This is a genomic window from Streptomyces sp. NPDC088812 (assembly GCF_044750285.1).
Taxonomy (GTDB): domain Bacteria; phylum Actinomycetota; class Actinomycetes; order Streptomycetales; family Streptomycetaceae; genus Streptomyces.
In genome coordinates, this window is sequence record NZ_JBIVJP010000003.1 from 380,297 (window position 1) to 399,861 (window position 19,565).

Consider the following 19,565-nt stretch of genomic DNA (forward strand, 5'->3'; position numbering starts at 1 on the left):
CCGCGGTGCAGGCCGTTCGCCCTGCCGCCGTCCGTGCGCGCCGGGTGCGGTGTTCCGTTCTCCGGGGGTGCGGGTCTGCGGGGGCTGCCGTCCGCGCAGGCCCGGTCCTGCGCCTCGCTGTCCGCCGGTGCGGCTCCGCGCGGGTCGCCGTCCGTGCGCGCCGGGTGCGGTGTTCCGTTCTCCGGGGGTGCGGGTCTGCGGGGGCTGCCGTCCGCGCAGGCCCGGTCCTGCGCCTCGCTGTCCGCCGGTGCGGCTCCGCGCGGGTCGCCGTCCGCGTGCGCGGGGTCCTCCGCGCGGCCGTCCGCGCGAGAGGCCCGGGAAGGCGTCACCGTCATCGGGCGAGCGCCTCCTCGCGCCCGTCGCCGCCGACCAGCGCCCACCAGGCCGCGAGCCCCAGACACACGGCGGTCAGCACCGTCGAGGGCCCGCCGATGTCGGCGTACAGGAAGTCGGTGAGCTGCCAGAGCAGCAGACCGCAGGCGACGAGGGCGCAGTCGGGGCCGGGAGCCCCGGCCCGGCGTACCCGTGCCCAGCCGCGCACCGCGCACACCAGCAGGGCCAGCCAGCCGCCCGCCAGCCCGAGCAGTCCGACGAGTCCCTGCTCCCCGAGGACCAGCAGGTACATGTTGTGCGGGGAGAGCAGCGGCTGCCTGCGGAAGCCGGCGCCGGCGCCGTCGGTGTCGCTGCCCGCGGACAGGGCCACCGAGGCGTGCGCGTCCCGGTTCTCGGGGAAGCCCTTCAGGCCGACGCCGGTGAGCGGCCGGTCGCGCCACATGCCGGTCGCGGCCGCCCACATGGTGTACCGGTCGGTGACCGACTGGTCGGGGGCGTCCGCGACCCGGGTGATGCTGCCGACGCGTTCCTGGAGCATCGCCGAGCCCACACCGAAGCCGCCCACCAGGACGATCCCGGCGGCGACGGCGACCGCGCCCACCGTCAGCGCCCGCCGCACCCCGGCCAGCGCGAGCTGCGCCGAACAGGCCACCGCCGTCGCGATCCACGCGCCCCGGCTGAAGGACAGCGCGAGGGGCAGGAGCAGGCCGAGGGCACAGGCGGTGGCGATCGCCCGCTGCCGTACGGGGGCCCGGCCGAGCGCCAGCCCCACCGCGCAGACCAGGCCGAAGGACACGACCGTCGCCATGCCCATCACGTCCTGCGGCCCGAAGGTACCGACCGCCCGGATCGTCTCGCCCTGGTAGGAGGCGCCGGTCCCGGTGGCGAACTGGTGCACCCCGACCGCGCCCTGCCACCCCGCGAGCCCCACGAACGACCAGGCCAGCAGCCGGAAGTCGGACCGGTCGCGGATCAGCAGCAGCACCGCCGCGGGGACCAGGACGAAGACCTGGAGGTAGCGGCCCAGGCCGGTGATCCCGGCCCCCGGCGAGGACGCGCCCACCGCCGCGAGCGCGAGCCCGACGACGGGGAGCCCGAGGACCACCGCCGCGGTACGGGACAGGGGGCGCCGCCGCTGCCGCAGCAGCCGGACCGCGCAGTACAGCACCACCAGCGCCGACAGCGCGTCGGCCGGACCGGCGCCGCCCTCGCCGCTGGGGGAGACCGGCAGCGCGAGCAGGGCCACCACGGCGACGACGGGCAGCACCGGCGACAGCGCCCGGGCGCGGGGCAGGGACAGGGCGAGGCTCATCGGACGGTTCAGCTCCCGGTCGGTCGCACGAGGGCGGCCGCGGTGCGCAGCAGGATGCAGACGTCCTGCCAGAGCGACCAGTTGTCGATGTACGCGTTGTCGAAGCGGGCCCGGTCCTCGATGGAGGTGTCGCCGCGCAGCCCGTGCACCTGGGCGAGTCCCGTGACCCCGGTCCGCATCCGGTGCCGGGCCGCGTAACCGGGGTACGTCCGGCTGAACTCGTCGACGAAGTGCGGGCGTTCGGGCCGGGGGCCGACGAGGCTCATGTCACCGCGGAAGACGTTCCACAGCTGGAGCAGCTCGTCCAGCGAGGTCCGCCGCAGGAAGCGGCCGAAGGGGCTCATCCGCGGCTCGCCGGCCACGCTCCACCGGGTCGCGGACTCGTGCTCGTCGACCGGGCGGTAGGTGCGGAACTTCAGCAGCGTGAACGGCCGCCCGTCCTTGCCGACGCGTTCCTGCCGGAACACCACGCCCGGCCCGGTGGCCCGCCGCAGCACCACGGCGCACACCAGCAGCAGCGGGCCGAGCAGCGCCAGCAGCGTCCCGGAGACCGCGAGGTCCAGCAGCCGCTTGCCGAGGCTGTCCGGGCGCCGCGGCCCCAGGTCCATGCGCCGGCAGGCGAACCCGGCGAGCTGCTCATGGCTCGCGTACGACGGGCTGTCGGCGTCGACCTCCCACACCGTGCACCCCGACTCGGCGAGCGCCCGCAGCAGCGGCTCCTGGGCGGTGCGCACCGAGGGGTGGACGCACAGCACGTCCAGAACGCCGTTCTGGACGATCGCCCGCTGCACCTCCTCGCCGGTGGTGAGGACGGGCAGCAGCCCCTCGGAACCGTCCGGGTGCGCGGCCACGACACCGACCGGCCGCACCCCGTACCGGGGGTGGCGCAGGACGGCGGCGGCCACGCGCTGCGCGGTCGCCGCCGGGCCGATGACGAGCGCGGCGCGCGGGTGGCGCAGCAGCGCCCGACGCCGCCGCAGGTGGACGACCGCGCGGCCGGAGCAGGCGGCCACGGTCTGCGCCGCCCACCCCAGGAACAGCGTGCGCGCGGAGAGGGCGTGGGCCGGCGTGTGCGCCGCGACGAGCGCCCCCAGCGACACCCAGGCCACCGCGGTCCGGCCGCAGACGGCGGGCAGTTCGTCCAGCACGCCGTGCACCCCGTGCACCGGCCGGGACCGGCGCGGGCGCAGCAGTGCCGTCGCCACCAGCAGCAGGGCGGCCAGCAGCGGGCGGCGCTGCGCCCCGGTGAGCGCGAGCGCGCCCACGAGGACGGCGAGGCAGTCGGCGAGCAGCAGCGGCAGCGAGGAGGCGGGCCGGGCGGGGGACCGCCGGGCCGGGAGACGGAATCCCGCCGCGCTCTCGGGCCGCGGCATCACCGTGACCGGTGGGTGTCCGGGCTGGACTCCGGGGGCTCCGGGGGAGGGGACGGTGCTTTCCGCGGTCACGAGTGGATGGACTCCCTGCCTTCGGTGGGTACGACGGATGCCTGCGCTCCGGCCTCGGGCGGCCGGCCGCCGAGCAGTTCGCGGTACAGGGCCGCGACGGCCCCGGCCGTGCGCCGTACGTCGTGCGTGGACAGGACGTGGCGGCGCCCCTGCCGGCCGAGCGAGGCGCGCAGCGGCGGGTCGAGCAGCAGCCCGGCGACGGCCGCGGCCAGCGCCGCCGGGTCCTCGGGGGGCACCAGGCAGCGGGACGCGAGCGCGGCCGGCAGGCTCTCCCGGGCACCGTCCACGTCGGTCACCACCACGGGCCGTTCGCAGGCCAGCGCCTCCAGCGGGGCGAGGGCCATGCCCTCCCAGCGCGAGGGCAGCACCACCAGGTCGGCGGCCCGGTACCAGGGGACGACGTCGGCGACGGCCCCGGTGAACAGGACGGACGCCGGGGCGCGGGAGCGCAGCCGCACATGGTCGGGACCGTCCCCGACCAGCACGAGCCGGGCGCCGGGCACCTCGCCGGCGACCGCCTCCCACGCCTTCAGCAGCACGTCCTGTCCCTTCTGCCTGCACAGCCGCCCCACGCACACCACCAGCGGGGCGGCGGGGTCGGCGTCCGGCAGGAGCGCGGCGCGTACGGCCGTCGCGGGCGCCGGGTGGAAACGCTCGGTGTCGATGCCGTTGGGGACGACGCTCCACTGTCCGGCGATCCCGGCGCGTTCGCCGGTGACGCGCTCGGCCTCGCTCACGCACACCAGCCGGTCGGCCCACCGGGCGGCGAACCGCTCCCAGGTGAGGGCCAGCTCCGCGGTGGTCCCGCCGACCGCCTCGAACGACCAGGCGTGCGGCTGGAAGACGGTGGGGATCCGCCCCCGTACGGCGAGCCGGCCCGCGAGCCCGGCCTTCGCGCTGTGCGCGTGCACCAGGTCGGGGCGCACCTGTGCCAGGACCCGCGCCAGCCGCCGCACCTCGCCCGGGAGCGAGCGCCCCGGCGTCCGCGAGGCCTCCCACCGCCGTACGTCCGCGCCCAGGGACCGCAGATCCGCGGCGAGGGCGCTCTGGGGACAGGCCACGGTGACGTGCAGTCCGGCGGCGAGCTGGGCCCGCGCCAGATCCGTCACGACGCGGGCGACCCCGCCGTCCACGGGCTGGGTGAGGTGCAGGACCCGGGACCCGACGTCGGGTTCTGGCTGGTGCATCGCGCGGTTTCCTCGCTCACGGTGTCGCTCGGGACGGGCGGGAACGCGCTGCTTGCGGCCGACGGCGGCGAAGCGCGCCGGCCCGCGTGGCGTCCCGCTGGGAAACGAGCCGACAGCCCGGCTGGTCACCGCCGAGCCGAAAAACCGCGCCCGGATCGAACAAGCGGGAGAGGCCGCCGACGGTGCGCGCGTACGCCGGGACACGCGCCGCCGGAGCCGCCCCGGCGCGTTGATCTCGGCGTTCGTGTCCCGTTCCGATCGGAGGGCGGTTGCCGGAGGGCGCGGGGACGGCCTCGGGGGTCCGTCGAAGGGGTGAGCGATAACAAGCAGATCATCCGAACAGCACGACGGTCACGGACGGTCGCCGACGACCCGGCGTACGGGCAATCGTGGTCATACGACGTGAAAATGTGAACAGGGAGCGCGTCACTCCATCGGCGGCACAACCCCCGGCGGTGTCGCGCGTTGACACAGCGCCGGGCATCCCCGCCCGGGTGTTCGTGTCAAACCCCAAGGAGCACCTCTCCATGTCGCGTATCGCGAAGGGCCTGGTCCTGACCTCCGTTGCCGCCGCGGCCGTCGCCGGCACCTCCGGCATCGCCGCCGCCGACAGCGGCGCGAACGGCATCGCCGAGCACTCCCCGGGCGTGCTGTCGGGCAACGTCGTCCAGGTTCCCCTCCACATTCCGGTCAACGTCTGCGGCAACACCATCAACGTGGTCGGCCTGCTGAACCCGGCGTTCGGCAACACCTGCGTCAACGACTGACGTCACGCGACCGACGCCACGCGACCGCCGTCGCGACGCCGGTACGCCGTCGGACGGCCGTCCTCCCGCCGGAGGGCGGCCGTTCGCGTTGCCCCGGACGGGGCAGGCCGGACGGTTCCGCCGACACGGCCGGAGGGGCTCCCCACCAGCGGACACGGCCGGCGGAGGTGCGGCGCGGGGTGTTCTCTCTGTTGCGGGGGGTGACGTGCGCTTCCACGGTGGTGGTGCGACCCGACGCACTTCGAAAGGAACCCTCATGCGTGGTCTGCCCGTCCGGCGTATCGCTTCCACCGCACTGTGCGCCACCCTCGTCGTCGGCACCGCCGTCCCCCTCGCCCTCGCGGCAGAGGGTGACACGGCTGCCCGTGTGCGCACCCCTGCGGCGTCCCGGGCGCCCGTCCCCGGTTCGGACACGGTCACCGCGCAGCTCGAGGCCCTCAACGCGCTCGGCATCGTCCTCACCCCGGTCACCGAGCTCCTCGGCACCGCGATGAAGGCCGACGGCGGCCGGTTGACCGCCGACCAGGCCAAGCAGCTCGGCGACGCCGTCAAGCAAGCAGTCGCCACCATCACGACCGTGATCCCGCCGGCCCCGCCGACCACGACCACGCCGGACACCGCCACGACGCCGGACACCCCCACGACGCCGGACACCGCCACGACCACGGACACGGGCGCCGCGGCTACGGGCACCGCCACCACGACGGACACCGCCGCGCCGACGGACACGACCGCCACGGACACGACCGCCACGGACACGGCGCCGACGGGCACGACCGCCACGGACACGGCGCCGACGGGCACGACCGCCACGGACACGGCGCCGACGGGCACGACCGCCACGGACACGGCGCCGACGACCACGATCACCACGGACCCGGCCACGGCCGGCACCCTGCCCCTGCTCACCCGAGGCGGTGACGGGACGAAGGCGCGGACCGCGGCCGCCGACCTCAAGAGGGACGCGCTCACCTCCCTCCAGCAGGCGCTCGACACGCTGCTCGCGGCCATCACCTCCGGCGACGCCGGCCAGGTCCTCCCGGCGACCACGGCCGTGGTCGCCGGCCTGGTCGACCTGGTCGCGGCGACACTGCTGGGCGGCGACCTGCCCGCCCCGACCCTGGCCGGCCTGCCGCAGCCGGCCTCCGCACCGGCAACGGCCGCCACCCCGGCGACGCCCGTCACCCCGGCGACGCCCGTCACTCCAGCGGCGCCCGCCCTGTCGGCCATCACGCCGTCGGCCCGCACCGGCGCGCTGCTTCCCGCCCCCTGACGGGCGGACCTCCCCCTCCGCACCCCGGCGCACGCACAGCCCCCGCCCCCCGGCCGGGTGGCCCGCGCCGGGGTGCGGACATTTTGCGCCCTCGGGGTTTCCGCAACCGACGGGGATCGTTAGGCACGGCGTCAGACAGTCCCCGGGCGACCTGAGCCGCCGCGCGGCCGAGCCGTCGAGCCGCCGGAGCCGCCGGAGTCGCCGAAGAAAGGAAACCCGATGAAGTCGCTGAAGGCCGCCGCCGTCGTCGCCGGATCCATGGTGATCGCCGGTACCGCCGCACCCGCGTTCGCCCACACCCCCGCCGACCTCACCCCCACCAGCCTCAACGGCGCCGTCGACACGCTCACCCGGGGGCCCGCCCTCGACGTCATGCCGCTGCGGCAGCAGTCCGACGCCCTCGACACCGAGAACGAGAACTCCCCGCTCAACACCGTGAAGGACGCGACCGCAGCCCTCAACAAGACCCACGCCCCGCTCCTCGGCGGGCTGCCCCTGAAGGGGTGACGCCCCGTTCGGGGCTTCTCCGGAGGGCCGGTCCCGTACCGCACGGGACCGGCCCTCGGCGCTGTCCGACCCGCCGTTTCCCGGCGCCGTTCGAGGCGGCGCCCCCGGCGCGTCCCTCGTTCGTGTGGAGCACCCGCGTGGCGTCCTCCTCCCGGGTGAGAAGCCGCCCGGACGGCCTCCGGTACGCCGATAGGGTCGCGCGGTGACCTCAACCACCAGCACCACCCTCCCCGTCGGCGCGGCCGAACCGGGCACCCTCGTCGTGATGCCGTGGAGCGGCGAGGCCCCCGACGGCGGCGACATGCCCTACCTCCTGGCGTACTCCCTCGGCGACGCCGCGGCCGGTCCCGAGGCCTCGGCCGCCGCCATCGAGCGCCTGCTGAACGACAACGGCCTGTCCGTCGGCGGCGACCTCGTCGACGGCACCGAGCGGCCCGGCCTGCCGGTCGGTCTGCTCGTCGAGTCCGGTGCCGCCGTCCTGACGCTGCCGGGCCTCACCGCCCAGTGCGTGCCGCCGCCCGAGTGGATCGCCGCCGTCGGCGAACGCGGCTACGCCTACCTCGTCTTCACCACCCGCCCATGGCCCGAGGCCGTCCCCGGCCGGCCGGTCGAGGCCGAGGCGCTGGCCGCGTTCGCCGGCGCCGACGAGACCCTCCGGGCCGCCGCACACATCGTCCTGCCCGCCCGCAGTCTGCGCGGCTGACACCGCCGGCCGCCCGGGAGCGGTCGGCAGGCCGGCCCCGACCCGCCGGTGGGATTTCTGGACGAGCCGACCTTCGTCCGTCGCACTACTGCTGCACCCGGGCGATTTGCGCGGTGATGCGCTCTGACGGCGTTTTCCGGCTCGTTACTCGGTACGCACACACCGCCCCCTCCCCTGACTCCGAAAGGGCCGCACCGAGATGAAGACGAAGCCGACCACCCGAGGAGCCCTCGCCGCCGTGCTCACCTGTGTGGCCGCCGCGGCCGGTGCCGTCGCCGCGACCCCCGCCGCCGCGATCGGCACGGTCCCCGTCCCCGTACCGCTGAACGGCGTCGAGAACTCCCTCCACATGGAACTGCCGGAGGCCGCCGGCGAGATCCCGCTGCCGGCCACGGGCACGCCCGACGGCCCGCGGTACGCCGAGGGCCGGCTCCTCCCCGAGCGGGTCCCGCCGCAGGTACCGGTCCGCGCCGGGCTGCCCGGCGCGGACCTGGACGCGCCCCTGCCGGAGGCCCTAGGGGACGACGCCCAGCTGGCCGGCCTCGAAGCACCCGCCTCCGAGCTGCGCACCCCCAGCCCCGGACCGGCCCTGGACGTCCCGCTCACCGCCCCCGACGCCGACGGCCTGCCGGGCCTGCGACTGCCGCGGGCCGGCGTGGTCGCCCCGGTCCTGGAGCGGGTGCGGGCCGGGGACCCCGCACCGGGCCAGGGCCGGTAGGAGCCGGCCCGGGAGCACGGCCACGGGCCCGGACGGCCGTCCGGGCCCGTCGTCATGCCGTGAGGTCGTGACCAGGAGGGCCGCCGGACGGTTACGGCTGTGGAAGATCCGAACCGGACGAGGAGCACACCATGGTCGTCAGCCCCGACGGAACAGCAGTGAACGCGGTACCGGTGCCCGCGGCAAGACGCAGGATCCGGCGTGACGTGCTGCGCGGGCTGCTCGGCGCGACCGCCGCGCTGGCACTCGCCCCGGTCGTCGCCGCCTCCCGGCCCGGGCGCCGCCAGGACGGCCCGCCGGACGCAGGCTTCGACGAGACCTACCGCGGCAGGCGCCTGCGGGGCGTCCCGCTCCCCGCGACCCGTGCCGCCGGTGGCGGCGAGCGCTGGCGGGTCACGGTCGACGGCCGCCCCCTGCACCTCATGCGCCGGGCCGACGGCACCTGGCTGAGCATGGTCGACCACTACCAGTCGTACGCCACACCGCTGGAGGCGACCCGTGCCGCCGTGGACGAGCTGGGCCCGGGGCAGACGCTGCGCGACACCGGCTCGGCCGGCGGCCGCACGCACGAGGGGCACACCCGGCCGGGGGAGCACCGTGGTCTACACCCGTAAGGACGTCAGTACGCTCACCGGCACCGAGCGGCGCCGCTTCGTGGCGGCCCTGCTCGACATCAAACGGAGCGGCGAGTACGACGAGTTCGTGCGCATGCACATCGACTACTACGTCTCCGACGGCGAGGGCGGCCTGCGGACGGCCCACATGGCACCCTCCTTCCTGCCCTGGCACCGCCGGTTCCTGCTGGACCTGGAGACGGCGCTGCGCCGGGTCGACCCGTCGGTCACCCTGCCGTACTGGGACTGGACGCGCGACCGCGGCAAGACCTCCGTCCCCTGGACCGAGGACCTCCTCGGCGGCGACGGACGCGGCTCCGACCGCCAGGTGACGACCGGGCCGTTCGCCTACGCCACCGGCAACTGGACGCTCAAGGAGGGCGTGACCGACACCGAGTTCCTCACCCGCGACCTCGGCCGCGCCCGCGACCCGATCGAGCTGCCCCTCGAGAGCGACGTGGAGTGGGCGCTGGAGGACCCCCTCTACGACGCCTCGCCCTGGAACTCCACCTCACCGCAGGGCTTCCGCAACAAGCTGGAGGGCTGGGGGACCGGCCGGGGCAGCGCCGCCTGGCGCAACCACAACCGGGTGCACCGGTGGGTCGGCGGGGCCATGGTCGGCGGCGCCTCCGTCAACGACCCCGTGTTCTGGCTGCACCACGCCTACATCGACCTGCTGTGGACCCGCTGGCAGCAGCGGCACCACGACCACCGCTACCAGCCGGCCGAACCGCCGGCGGCGGGCAGCGGGCAGTACCGCCGGATCGTCGCCCGGCACGAGAAGCTGCCGCCGTGGGACGTGACACCGGACCAGTTGGAGGACGCCGGGCGGATCTACCGCTACGCGTGAGCCGTCCCGTGTGCGGCCCTTCGCCGTTCCGCGGCGGGCCGCACACGGGCAGAGCCCCGGCGCTCGAGGTGCCGGGGCTCTGCCGTGGGGTGTGCGCGGACGGCGTCAGTCGCCGTAGCTGCCGCCCGACTTGTGGCCGCCGCCCGAGTGGCCGCCACCGGCGTGCTCGCCACTCTTGCCGTCCTCGCCGTGCTCGCCGTCCTTGCCGTAGTCGCCGTGGTGGTCGCCGTTGGCGCACTTGTTCCCGAAGGCCGGGTTCAGCAGGGCGATGACGTTGACCGTGTTGCCGCAGACATTGACCGGCACGTGCACCGGAACCTGGACGACGTTGCCGGACAGGACGCCCGGCGAGCCCACGGCCGCGCCCTGCGCCCCCGCGTCCGCCATGGCCAGACCGCCCCCGCTGACCACCATGGCACCCGTGCCCAGGGCGACGGCCGTTGCCTTCGCGATGCGAGACATCACGTTCTCCTTAGTGAATCGGTTCGCGCGACAGCAGAAGGCGCCGCCGCACTCCCCGTTCAACGCCGGGGCACGGGGCCGGTCACGGCGCGTTCGGGCGGATCACCCTTTCCTCAGCCCCGCCAGCCGGTCCCACAGTGTCGAGGGCGTCGCGAAGGTCTCCATCACCAGCAGTTCGTCCGGGAGTTCGACGGCGAACCGGTCCTCCAGCTCCGCGACCAGTCCGAGCAACGTCAGGGAGTCCAGGCCGAGTTCGGTGAGGCTGGCGTCCGCGTCGAGGGGTGAGTCCGCGTCGAGGAAGGGGAGCGTCTGCCGCAGGACGGATTCGAAGTCGCGGTAGGAAGGATCGTTCACGCCTGCTCCTCGATGCTGTGCGGCCTTCGGGTGACGGGTGTGCTCCGTACGGGTCACAGTAGTGCGTGGACGATCACCCGTCAGGGGCGCTGCCGGTGCGCGGAGACGAAGTCGGTGAGCGTGGCGATGGACTCCAGGCTGTCCAGGCTCAGGTCCAGGGCTGCCACGTCGACTCCGTAGCGCTCGTCGATCGTGCCCAGGAGCGTCACGCCCGCCAGCGAGGTGAGGCCGATCCGCGGGCCGAACAGCTCGGTGCCGGCGGGGAGTTCCGCGATCACGGCGGCGTCCAGACGGGCGGCCTCGGCGATCATCGACCGCAGCTCCCGTTCCACCGCCGCCCGGTCGTCGTCACAGGAGGGGGTGCGGGGGTCCGTCACGCTTCGGCGTCCTTTCGGGTGGAGACGTGCAGCCAGGCGGGAGGTGCCGGCAGGTCGCCGTGCAGGGTGCGCGCCAGGACGGCCGGCTCGGCGGCGGTCCCGGGAGTCCCGGCGGTGTCCGGGGCGGTGTCCGCGGTCCGGGCGCGGCGTAGTCCCGCCTGGCGCAGCAGGATGCGCATCTCGAGGTTGGCGTCGGTCGGGCGCAGGGTCACCCGGAACTCGTCCGCGCCGGCCTCCCGGGCCCGTTCCATCAGCCAGAACAGGAAGGCGGCGGCGGCCCCCCGGCCGGCGACCCGGCAGGAGAGCGCCAGCAGCGGGACCGACCGGACGCCCGGCGTGCTCCGGTCGACCAGCGCGGCCCCGATGACGCCGTACTCGCCGAAGCGGTCGGCCATCCGGGCGGTGTACAGCGTGTGCCCCTCGGTGGCGGCGAGGTCGCGCAGCCGCTCGGGCGTCAGGCCGGAGGAGTTCAGGCGGTGGGTCCGGGCGGCCAGTTCGAGCGCGCGCGGAACCTCCTCCGCCACGGCCTCGCCGACGGTGAGCCGCATCGCGCACCAGCGCAGGAACTCCTCCCGCGTGCCCTGGAAGCGCTCGCCCTCGGCGCGGCGGGTCTCCTCGGTTCGGTAGCGGTGCACCCGCTCCCGCGACTCGGGGGTGACGTCGCGGCCCTCGAACGCCGCCAGCAGCGCGGGCACCTCCTGCGGGCCGAGCGTGCGCACGCCGGGCAGCAGGGCCTCCACCTCGGCGCGCTCGTACGCCGAGTCGTCGACCAGGACGAGCGCCTCCACGGCGATCCCGAGGTCCTTGGCGATCCGGCGCAGCGACTCGCTCTTGTCCTGCCAGGACACCTGCGGGGCGAGGAAACGGCTCCGCAGCCGCGGTACGGCGTCGATCCGTTCGAGGACCGCGGGCGCGCTGCGGCTGGCGAGGCTGCTGAGCACACCGCGGGCCGCCAGCGCGTCGATCGCGGCGAGCATCTCGGGGCGGGGGACGGGGAGGTCGTCGGTGGGCGCCTCCACCGCGATCTCGTCCCACAGGGTGCCGTCCAGGTCCCAGACGACGCACTTGATCCGGTCGGGGTCGTACCCGCCGGGCCGGTCCGGCCCGGTCGTCCCCGTCGTCCCCGTCGTCCCGGTCATCGGGCGTCCTGTCGCGGGAGCCGCAGCTTCATCGTCAGGGTGGCGGGGTCGAAGCCGAACTTGCGGTAGACCGTGCGCATCGGGACGTTGCCGACGTGGACGCGTCCGACGACCTCCGTGATCCCCTGCTCCAGGCAGAACTCCAGGCCTGCGGTGAGGAGCAGTTCGGCGACGTCGCCGCGGTTGTCCAGCGGGGCGACGGCGAGGGAGCGGAAGTTGGCGTAGCGGTCGCCGGTCATCGCGTTCTGGTTGACGCTCACCCACAGCCAGCCGACGGGCTCCCCGCCCGGACGGCCGGCGACGAGCATGCCCTCCTTGGACTTCTCCATGGCGCGGCCCAGCCGGGACGCCCAACGCGCGGGGTCGTCGATGGCGTCCTCGCCGAAGGAGACACGGGCGATCTCGGCCTCGAACTCGCCGATGGCCGGCAGGTCCCTCTCCTCCGCCGGACGGATGACGAAGGGCGCCGCCCGCCGCTCCAGCTCCGCGCGGTCGTCGGCGCTCGGTGCGTCCCAGCCGGACCGCGGGGCCTGCGGCCGCCCGGCGGGCTCGGGTGCTCCGGCGGGCGCGGGTGCCCCGGTGGGCGCGGGTGCCCCGGTGGGGGTGGACACCCCGGTGGGGGCCGCCGCCTGTGCCGGGACCGGCGTCTGAGCCGAAACGGAAGCCGGTGCAGAAACGGAAGCCGGTGCAGAAACGGAAGCCGGTGCCGAAACGGAAGCCGGTGCCGAAACGGAAGCCGGTGCCGAAACGGAAGCCGGTGCCGAAACGGAAGCCGGTGCCGCATCCGGTGCCTGAGCCGGGGCAGGCGTCTCGCCCCGGGCCTCGGCCGGTGTCTCCTCTGCCGCGACCAGGCGGCCCGGGCGGAAGGGGCCCTGCCCGCACCGCGGGCAGCCCTCGTCGCGCAGGGCGGCGACCGAGGCCCAGCGGGCGCCGGGGCCGACGCGGACCCGGGTGCCGCAGGCCACGCACTCGTACTCGCGCTGCCGGGTGCGCTTGTCGCCGGTGTAGAGGGGGCCGCCGTACTCGCCCTGCCGCGAGGCGGTCGAGGTGGTGGTGAGCAGGTGCTGGAAGAAGCCGACACCGCCGAGGATGCCGCTGCCCTCGTACTCGTTGAAGTTGCGGACGTAGCCGTTGGTGACCAGGCCGAGGGCCTGGATCTCGCGCTGGACCTCCAGCATCTCGTCGGGGCTCTTGCCGCCGAAGGAGAAGAAGACGCTGTGCGCGGGTCCGGGGCGCAGGCCCTCCACGGCGCGGGACAGGAACAGCCGGGCGCCCTCCGGGGTGTAGGGCGGGTCGGTCATCGCGACGTCGAAGCCGTCGTGCAGCTCGGCGGGCAGCGGACGGCGCAGATCGTGCTCGACGGTCTCGACGCGGGTGCCGAGGCCGGCCGACACCTTCCTGATGTGGGCGAGGATCTCGGGGGAGATGTCGACGACGGTCACCCGCTCGACGATCGGCGCCCCGAGGACGTCGCCGACGACCGCGACGGCCAGCGAGACGAGGTCGTCGTCGCCGATCAGCAGCAGCGAGCCGCCCGGCAGGGCGCCCGCGGTGAGCAGCGCGAGGACCCGGCGCACCTTGGTCTCGGCCGTGCAGTGGGACTGGTCGATCGCCATGTCGGCGGCCGGGCCCGTCTCCATGACGGCGCGCAGCCGCTCCACGGCCTCGTCGAGGACCGACGGGATGACCAGCTCACGGCCGTCGCACGTGGTGCAGGTGGCGTCGAGGGTGAGGTCCATGCCGAGCCGGGCGACGACGTCGAGTCCGGCCGGGGTCAGCCGGGAGGGGCGCTCCTTGGTGACGAGGTCCCGGCGGCGCAGCTCGTTGCCCACGGCGGCCACGATGGGGACGGGCAGGCCGGTGGCGCGGCTGAGGTCCTTGGTGGAGGCGGGGGCCAGGCGGCGCAGGGCGCGGAGGACGGACCGCACTCCGGGCGGGCCCTCCTGGAGCCTGACGGCGTCCGCGACTTCCGTGAGCACGTGATCGGCGTGGGTACTCCGACGGTGTCGAGGCGCGTTCTTCACAAGGGAGCTCCGGGCGGGACCGAGGTGAGCAGGACCCTCCAGTATAGGTCGGGGGGTCCGGGCTCCGGCCCGCCGAGGGGCGGCTGGGGGGCCGCTGGGGGGCCGCCGGGAGCCCGCCGGGAGCCTGCCGGGGGGCTGGCGAGGGGCCGCCGGGAGCCCGCCGGGAGCCCTCCGGGGCCCGCTAAGCCCGCCGAGGGGCCGCCGGGGGGCCCGCGGAGGGGCCGCCGGGGGGCCGCCGGGGGGCCGCCGGGGGGCCGCCGGGAGCCTGCCGGGGGGCTGGCGAGGGGCCGCCGGGAGCCCTCCGGGGCCCGCTAAGCCCGCCGAGGGCCCGCCGAGGACCCGCGGAGGGGCCGCCGAGGGCCCGCCGAGGGGCCGCCGAGGGGCCGCCGGGGCCCGCTCGGGCTGACAAGGGCCCCGGCGAGGGCCCGCCGGGAGCCCGCCGAGGCCTGCGATCACGCGGGCCCCTCGTGACGCGGGCCCCTCGTGACGCGGGCCGCTCGTGACGCGGGCCGCTCGTGACGCGGGCCGTCGATCGGCCCGCTCAGCCGAGCGCCGCCCCCACCCTCTCGTTCCACTCCTTCTCCAGGACCGCCGTCTGCGTCATGAGGTCGGCGATGCGGACGACCGTGGCGGCGCCCTTGCGGAACCGCAGGAAGAAGGTGTTGCGGGTCATCTCCCAGCGCCGGGACAGGGCGTCGGCGTCGGCCGCCCGGTCGAGCAGCGCGGGGAGGGCGCACGCCCCGGCCGCCGCCCGCAGGAAGCGGGCGTTGAGGGCACGCCGGCTGGCCAGCTCCCCGAACCAGGCGCTGACCTCGATCATGCCCACGGGGCTCAGGGCCGCGAAGGCGTCCGGGGCGGCGCGCAGTTCGTCCGCGCAGTCGGTGAGCAGGTCGGTGCCGCCGGACTCCCGGACGTTGCGGGCGAGTGCGGCGCGGTGGCGCTCCCCGTCCGGCTCCCCGGGGCGGTGTCCGGCCCGCACGACGACGGTGCGGTTGCGCCAGTCGGGATCGCCCCTGCGGGCCTCGCCCAGGGCGTCCGAGGACATCGCCGCCGACAGCGCGCGGGCGTCGAGGGGGCCGTCGTAGAGGGAGCCCTGGTAGCGGTCGACGACACGGAACACGGTGCCGCCGTCGCCGTCCGCCCCGCCCGTTCCCTCGCCCTCGCCCTCGGCGCGGGAACGGATCACGATCCGGTGCGCGTGGTGCTGCTGGCCGTGGAAGGAACTGTGCGGGACATGGAAGGTGTCCACCCAGGCGATCACCGGAATTCCGTCACGCACCTGCGCGTGAATGTATTGCCCGGCTTTTTCCGGGGTTTCGTGCCGACGCAGTTCGGTGGTCGTCCCGTGCCATGCGTGGAGGATTTCCTCCGGTGTGCTCCGATGAATTCCAAGGTGTTCCACGGGCCATTCGGTCTCGACCGCGTCCGGCCTCCGGTGATAGCCCCACTCGCTGCCCAGTACGCTCGGGTCATGGCCGAGCCAGGCCGTCGTGATGCCGTAGGTCGCCGAAATGCAGTCCAGTGCCGAGAATTCCGCGTCCGCCGTGCCCCGCTTTTCCAAGAACCCCGCTCCCTCGCTGTCCCCGCCGGAGCCGTCGCTTTCCGGCCGATCCCATGTGACCTTCGAAAACCCCCTTGACGCAGGGCGCGCGCGAGCCCTAGGGCGCCCCGGATGCTACGCTGGGCACCACCGAGCGCCAGTGACCGGCCTCGTCGACCTTCCGCTTCTGCCGCGCAGACCAGCACAGATCTATGAAAGGAGACGGGGGCAGCGGTTCGCGTCCCCCGGTTCCCCATGACCAACTCCTCCGAGCTCGCCACCGAGGGCATAAACGTCGACGATTTGTGCTCGTACGCCGTCGACGTATGGGTGAGCGACCACAGCATCCTGACCGATGAACAGCGCCTTCTCCAGGTTCTTCGCACGGCCGCGGAAAAGGGGAACGCCACGGTCCTCGGTGAAGCGTCGCACGTGTTCCCCAACGGTGCCGTCACCGCAATTCTCCTGCTCTCCGCCTCGCACCTGAGCATCCACACCTGGCCGGAATTCAGCCTCGCCAACGTCGACCTGCTCGCCTACGGCCGGCTGAACGGCGAGCGGATGATGCAGAGCGTCGAGCTGGGCCTCTCGCCGACGAAGATCAACGTCACCCGGATGCTGCGCGCGGTGCACTGACCCGCGCCGCGGACGGCGATCACAGCCACCCCGCCAGCGACGTCAGGAACGCGTCGAATCCGTCCCGGTGGATGGCGTGCGTCGCACCCGGCACCGTCCGCACCTCGAAGCCCCGCCGGACCAGGTCCGTCCGCATCTCCCCGCTCACCAGCGAACTCGGTTCCGCCGTCTGGACGAGCGAGGGGACCAGGGGCTTCTCGGGGGTGTGGTCGACCGTCCGGTACGCGGAGAGGGCGAGCGCCGAGCGCTCGTCCCAGGCGCGCAGCGCCGCCACCTCCGCCGCGACCCGCCGCTCCCCCCAGTCCGGCCGCAGCCCCCTGATCAGCAGCCGGGGCGCCCGTTTGAACAGGGCGAACGACGCCGGGTCGACGGTGCCGTGCGGGCCGCCGAGCCGCCACGCGGGCTCGGAGTAGACGGCGCGCCCCGGCTGGAGTTCCGCCACCGCCAGCGCCAGGGCCAGCGCGCCCAGCGAGTGGCCCAGCGCCAGCTCGGGACGGCGCGGCAGCGTCTCCAGCAGATCCTCCGCGAACAGGTGCGGGGCGTAGGCGCCCCGGCCGCTCGCGCCGTGGCCGCGCAGATCGACGGCGACGACGCGGTACCCGCGGCCCGTCAGGGCCGGCACCAGCTCCTGCCAGGTGCGGTGATCGGACATCAGGCCGTGGACGAGGACGGCGAGGCGGTCGCCCGAGCCCCACTCCCGGGTGTGCAGTCGCATACGGCCCACCTCAGCAGGCCGGACCGGCGGACGCCAGTTCCGCCACGGCCCCGGCCGATTCCGGCAGCGCCCACAGCCGCTCCGCGAACCCCGCCGCGCCCAGCCCCCGCCCGTACCGGACGATCCGCCGCGTGACCGCCTCCAGCACCTGGAGCCGGTACGGCCACAGCGCCTCCTGCTTCGTCAGCGCCGCCTCCTCCGAGCCGGGCACCACCACCGGGCGCAGACCGGCGGGCAGCCGGCCGGCCACGGCCCAGGCGTCCGCGAAGAGCGAGTACGGCATGTCCTCGTAGAACGCGACCCGTCCCGGTTCCAGCTCGCCCCGGACGAGCAGCTCCAGGGCCGCCCGCCGGGTCAGGACGTGGTCGACGTGACCGCCCACGCCGAGCGGCACGAGGACGAGGTCCGCGCCGGACACCTCGGCCGCCAGGTCCGCCGTGACCCGGCCGAACAGCTCCGGCTCGCCGGCCGCGGCCGCGTCCTCGGCGTCCGGCTCCAGGAAGAAGTTCTCCCGCCGGGCCGCCCGGTCGGCGGCGTCGGTGTGGCCGAGCACGGTCAGGCCCACGCCGAGCACCCCGCACGCCACCCGCTCCTCCGCCAGCAGCAGCCGCGAGGAGAGCGCGGGACGGCTCTGGTAGTAGGGGCGGCGGGTCCAGGTCTCGTGCGAGAACACGTCCACCACGCGGCCGCCGCACCGGGCGAGCAGCCCGCCCAGGGCCAGTTGGGCGTCGTCCGGGTGCGGCGAGAGCACGACCGGCGCCCGGGACGGCGCCGTGCGCGGCGGCGGCGCCGCGACCACCAGGCCCGCCGCGTGCCATCGGCCGATCAACTCCCGCTGCGGGGACGGCCAGGAGCGGTACGGACGGGTGCCGTCGCAGGCCTCCCACACGTCGGCCGCTTCCGGCGGCAGCAGGTCACGGGCGACCGGCTCACCGAGGAAGCGCGCCTCGGGACCGTCGAACTCGGCGTGCGGCAGCCGTACCGGCCGGTCGTCCGCCGTGAGGGCTCTCGGCGTCCGCCGCACGAGCGGGCCGGCTGAGGGGCGCTCGGACATGCGCAGGAGTGTAGGGCAAGGGGCAGTCATGGAACGATGGGACGAGCACGTGACAGGGCTGTGATCGGCACGCGACGGAAGGCTCGAACAGCATGTACGTACTCGCCCGGGGACTTGCCGCGACGGAGACCGAGAACCTGCGGGAGGCCTGCGAACGCACCGCGCTCCCGCTGCGGCCCGTTCCCGACGGGGACGGTGTCGCCGAGCACGTCGCCGCCGACCTCCTCGTGGCCTTCGTGGCCGCCGCCGACGACGGCACCGCCCCCCTCGACCTGCGCGACCTCACCCACGGCGGCGCCTACGCGGTGCTCGTGCAGCCGGCGCCGACCGCGCGGACGACGCTGGCGGCGGTGCGCTCCGGCGCCGGCTTCGTCATGGCCGCGCCGCTCGACGTGGACCGGCTGGTGCCCTTCCTGACCTACCTGCGCGACGTCGCCGCTCCCGCCGCGGCCCAGGTCCTCGACCTGGACGAGGCCGGCGTGCTGGCCACGCCCTCCGGCTCCGTGCGGCTGTCCGAGGCCGAGGCGCGGGCGCTGCGCGCGCTCGCCGACCGCCGGGCCACCATCGTCGGACGGCCCGATCTGATGCGGCTGACCGGCGAGGACCCGCGGGACGTCGTCGCATCCCTGCGCGCCCGGTTCCGGGAGGTCGGCTCGGGCGCCCAGATCCTCAAGGTGCCCCACATGGGCTTCCGGCTCGTCGGGGAAGTGCGGCTGAAGGCGACCGCGTGACGGGCACGGCGCCGCCCGAGGCCGCGCCGGGACGCACCGTCGACCTCTGGTGGGCCCGTTCCGACGACGCGTCGGCCCGCCTCGCCGCCCTGCTCGACCCCGTGGAGCGCGGCCGGTACGAGGCGACCGCCGACCCCGTCAACGCGGCGCACTTCCTGGTGGGTTGCGCCCTGACCCGCGTCGTCCTCGGTGAACTGCTCGGCCTGGCGCCCGCCGCGGTGCCGCTGCGGCGGGTGTGCCCCCGCTGCGGCGGACCGCACGGCAAGGTCACGCTCGCCACCGCGACCGAGACCGAGACCGAGACCGAGACCGCGACGGCCACCGCCACCGCGGCCGCCCCCGACGTCCGCTTCAACGTCTCGCACAGCGGCGGCGTCGTCGGGCTCGCCGTCTGCCGCGGCGCCGACGTCGGCCTCGACGTCGAGGACGCGGCCACCGCCGTCGACGTGGACAAGGTGGCGCCCCGCGCCCTCACCGGCACCGAACTCGCCGCCCTCCGCGCCCGCCCGCCCGCCGGACGACCTGCCGCGTTCCTGCGCTACTGGACGCGCAAGGAGTCCGTCCTCAAGGCGCTCGGCGTCGGGCTGCGCGTGCCGCTGCGACGGCTCGAAGTGACCGATCCCGCGCTGCCGCCCGCCGTAGTGAGCCTGCCGGAACAGATCACCACCTGCCGCGAACTGCGCATGGCCGATACGGTGGTCGGCATGACGCACCCCGCGTCCGTCTCGGTGGCAGGACCTACGGAGGTGACTCTCGTCCAGCACCGGGCGTCGGCGCTCCTCGGGGCATGGCGGTGACCGGACCACACCGCAACCCCGCACACC

At 75.3% G+C, this 19,565-nt stretch carries 21 protein-coding genes; 10 read left to right on the top strand and 11 right to left on the bottom strand.

Translation table 11 applies throughout. The annotated features are described in order from the left end of the window. Positions 1-331: 331 nt before the first annotated feature. Genes ACIP67_RS07865 through ACIP67_RS07875 form a run of 3 tightly spaced genes read right to left on the bottom strand, consistent with a single transcriptional unit; the run spans position 332 to position 4,277 of the window. Positions 332-1,645 (bottom strand): O-antigen ligase family protein, encoded by a 1,314-nt coding sequence (locus ACIP67_RS07865; protein ID WP_401688972.1) that lies wholly within the window; start codon positions 1,643-1,645, stop codon positions 332-334. 8 nt (positions 1,646-1,653) lie between these two features. Next, on the bottom strand, positions 1,654-3,090 hold the full coding sequence (locus tag ACIP67_RS07870; protein WP_401688974.1) for a sugar transferase: 1,437 nt from the start codon (positions 3,088-3,090) through the stop codon (positions 1,654-1,656). Continuing rightward, a complete protein-coding gene (locus ACIP67_RS07875) occupies positions 3,087-4,277 on the bottom strand; it encodes a glycosyltransferase (RefSeq protein WP_401688977.1) in 1,191 nt (396 codons plus the stop codon). Before ACIP67_RS07875 ends, ACIP67_RS07870 begins: the two co-directional genes overlap by 4 nt. A 527-nt stretch (positions 4,278-4,804) precedes the next feature. Between ACIP67_RS07875 and ACIP67_RS07880 the strand changes: the two genes are divergently transcribed. From ACIP67_RS07880 to ACIP67_RS07910, 7 genes are all read left to right on the top strand, one after another. After that, entirely contained in the window at positions 4,805-5,044 is a 240-nt protein-coding gene (locus tag ACIP67_RS07880) for a chaplin (RefSeq protein ID WP_401688980.1), read from the top strand. 256 nt (positions 5,045-5,300) lie between these two features. Further along, entirely contained in the window at positions 5,301-6,317 is a 1,017-nt protein-coding gene (locus ACIP67_RS07885) for a hypothetical protein (RefSeq protein WP_401688983.1), read from the top strand. A 219-nt stretch (positions 6,318-6,536) separates the two neighbouring features. Continuing rightward, a complete protein-coding gene (locus ACIP67_RS07890) occupies positions 6,537-6,824 on the top strand; it encodes a hypothetical protein (protein WP_401688985.1) in 288 nt (95 codons plus the stop codon). 202 nt (positions 6,825-7,026) lie between these two features. Next, positions 7,027-7,527, top strand: coding sequence for a DUF5949 family protein (locus ACIP67_RS07895; protein WP_401688988.1), 501 nt, complete (start codon positions 7,027-7,029; stop codon positions 7,525-7,527). 199 nt (positions 7,528-7,726) lie between these two features. Then, complete coding sequence (locus tag ACIP67_RS07900; protein ID WP_401688990.1) at positions 7,727-8,245, top strand: hypothetical protein; 519 nt, start codon at positions 7,727-7,729, stop codon at positions 8,243-8,245. 131 nt (positions 8,246-8,376) lie between these two features. Further along, positions 8,377-8,859, top strand: coding sequence for a tyrosinase family oxidase copper chaperone (locus ACIP67_RS07905; protein ID WP_401688993.1), 483 nt, complete (start codon positions 8,377-8,379; stop codon positions 8,857-8,859). Further along, positions 8,843-9,709 carry a tyrosinase family protein gene (locus tag ACIP67_RS07910; RefSeq protein WP_401688996.1) on the top strand — a complete coding sequence of 289 codons (867 nt, stop codon included), beginning with the start codon at positions 8,843-8,845 and terminating at the stop codon, positions 9,707-9,709. The genes ACIP67_RS07905 and ACIP67_RS07910 overlap by 17 nt, the downstream gene beginning before the upstream one ends. A gap of 105 nt (positions 9,710-9,814) precedes the next feature. Here ACIP67_RS07910 and ACIP67_RS07915 read toward each other — a convergent pair whose 3' ends face one another. The 6 genes from ACIP67_RS07915 to ACIP67_RS07940 all read right to left on the bottom strand — a co-directional run bounded on the left by ACIP67_RS07915 (position 9,815) and on the right by ACIP67_RS07940 (position 15,626). Continuing rightward, on the bottom strand, positions 9,815-10,171 hold the full coding sequence (locus ACIP67_RS07915) for a chaplin (RefSeq protein WP_401688999.1): 357 nt from the start codon (positions 10,169-10,171) through the stop codon (positions 9,815-9,817). Between the two features lie 102 nt (positions 10,172-10,273). Beyond that, positions 10,274-10,525, bottom strand: a complete 252-nt coding sequence (locus ACIP67_RS07920) for an acyl carrier protein (protein WP_401689001.1) — start codon at positions 10,523-10,525, stop codon at positions 10,274-10,276. Between the two features lie 80 nt (positions 10,526-10,605). Next, positions 10,606-10,902 carry an acyl carrier protein gene (locus tag ACIP67_RS07925; RefSeq protein ID WP_401689004.1) on the bottom strand — a complete coding sequence of 99 codons (297 nt, stop codon included), beginning with the start codon at positions 10,900-10,902 and terminating at the stop codon, positions 10,606-10,608. Further along, positions 10,899-12,041, bottom strand: a complete 1,143-nt coding sequence (locus ACIP67_RS07930; RefSeq protein WP_401689007.1) for an HAD-IIIC family phosphatase — start codon at positions 12,039-12,041, stop codon at positions 10,899-10,901. The genes ACIP67_RS07925 and ACIP67_RS07930 overlap by 4 nt, the downstream gene beginning before the upstream one ends. Continuing rightward, a complete protein-coding gene (locus ACIP67_RS07935) occupies positions 12,038-14,020 on the bottom strand; it encodes a GNAT family N-acetyltransferase (protein WP_401689010.1) in 1,983 nt (660 codons plus the stop codon). Before ACIP67_RS07935 ends, ACIP67_RS07930 begins: the two co-directional genes overlap by 4 nt. A 586-nt stretch (positions 14,021-14,606) precedes the next feature. Further along, the gene (locus tag ACIP67_RS07940) at positions 14,607-15,626 is read right to left on the bottom strand and encodes a BtrH N-terminal domain-containing protein (protein WP_401689013.1); all 1,020 of its coding nucleotides are present in this window, start codon (positions 15,624-15,626) and stop codon (positions 14,607-14,609) included. 234 nt (positions 15,627-15,860) lie between these two features. Between ACIP67_RS07940 and ACIP67_RS07945 the strand changes: the two genes are divergently transcribed. Beyond that, entirely contained in the window at positions 15,861-16,241 is a 381-nt protein-coding gene (locus ACIP67_RS07945; protein WP_385068105.1) for an S-adenosylmethionine decarboxylase family protein, read from the top strand. Positions 16,242-16,260: 19 nt separating this feature from the next. Here ACIP67_RS07945 and ACIP67_RS07950 read toward each other — a convergent pair whose 3' ends face one another. Together ACIP67_RS07950 and ACIP67_RS07955 are read right to left on the bottom strand one after the other, a co-directional pair. Then, on the bottom strand, positions 16,261-16,956 hold the full coding sequence (locus tag ACIP67_RS07950; protein WP_401689016.1) for an alpha/beta fold hydrolase: 696 nt from the start codon (positions 16,954-16,956) through the stop codon (positions 16,261-16,263). A 10-nt stretch (positions 16,957-16,966) separates the two neighbouring features. After that, a complete protein-coding gene (locus ACIP67_RS07955; protein WP_401689019.1) occupies positions 16,967-18,010 on the bottom strand; it encodes a PIG-L deacetylase family protein in 1,044 nt (347 codons plus the stop codon). Between the two features lie 92 nt (positions 18,011-18,102). Here ACIP67_RS07955 and ACIP67_RS07960 point away from each other — a divergent pair, with 92 nt between their 5' ends. Next, positions 18,103-18,741, top strand: coding sequence for a hypothetical protein (locus tag ACIP67_RS07960; RefSeq protein WP_401689022.1), 639 nt, complete (start codon positions 18,103-18,105; stop codon positions 18,739-18,741). Then, the gene (locus ACIP67_RS07965) at positions 18,738-19,538 is read left to right on the top strand and encodes a 4'-phosphopantetheinyl transferase family protein (RefSeq protein WP_401689025.1); all 801 of its coding nucleotides are present in this window, start codon (positions 18,738-18,740) and stop codon (positions 19,536-19,538) included. The genes ACIP67_RS07960 and ACIP67_RS07965 overlap by 4 nt, the downstream gene beginning before the upstream one ends. Positions 19,539-19,565 lie beyond the last annotated feature (27 nt).

Coding starts and splice junctions, on each gene's coding strand:
- ACIP67_RS07885 (WP_401688983.1), top strand. CDS start 5,301: ATGCGTGGTCTGCCCGTCCGGCGTATCGCTTCCACCGCACTGTGCGCC.
- ACIP67_RS07900 (WP_401688990.1), top strand. CDS start 7,727: ATGAAGACGAAGCCGACCACCCGAGGAGCCCTCGCCGCCGTGCTCACC.
- ACIP67_RS07945 (WP_385068105.1), top strand. CDS start 15,861: ATGACCAACTCCTCCGAGCTCGCCACCGAGGGCATAAACGTCGACGAT.
- ACIP67_RS07875 (WP_401688977.1), bottom strand. CDS start 4,277: ATGCACCAGCCAGAACCCGACGTCGGGTCCCGGGTCCTGCACCTCACC.
- ACIP67_RS07960 (WP_401689022.1), top strand. CDS start 18,103: ATGTACGTACTCGCCCGGGGACTTGCCGCGACGGAGACCGAGAACCTG.
- ACIP67_RS07880 (WP_401688980.1), top strand. CDS start 4,805: ATGTCGCGTATCGCGAAGGGCCTGGTCCTGACCTCCGTTGCCGCCGCG.
- ACIP67_RS07915 (WP_401688999.1), bottom strand. CDS start 10,171: ATGTCTCGCATCGCGAAGGCAACGGCCGTCGCCCTGGGCACGGGTGCC.
- ACIP67_RS07905 (WP_401688993.1), top strand. CDS start 8,377: ATGGTCGTCAGCCCCGACGGAACAGCAGTGAACGCGGTACCGGTGCCC.
- ACIP67_RS07955 (WP_401689019.1), bottom strand. CDS start 18,010: ATGTCCGAGCGCCCCTCAGCCGGCCCGCTCGTGCGGCGGACGCCGAGA.
- ACIP67_RS07950 (WP_401689016.1), bottom strand. CDS start 16,956: ATGCGACTGCACACCCGGGAGTGGGGCTCGGGCGACCGCCTCGCCGTC.
- ACIP67_RS07890 (WP_401688985.1), top strand. CDS start 6,537: ATGAAGTCGCTGAAGGCCGCCGCCGTCGTCGCCGGATCCATGGTGATC.
- ACIP67_RS07930 (WP_401689007.1), bottom strand. CDS start 12,041: ATGACCGGGACGACGGGGACGACGGGGACGACCGGGCCGGACCGGCCC.
- ACIP67_RS07865 (WP_401688972.1), bottom strand. CDS start 1,645: ATGAGCCTCGCCCTGTCCCTGCCCCGCGCCCGGGCGCTGTCGCCGGTG.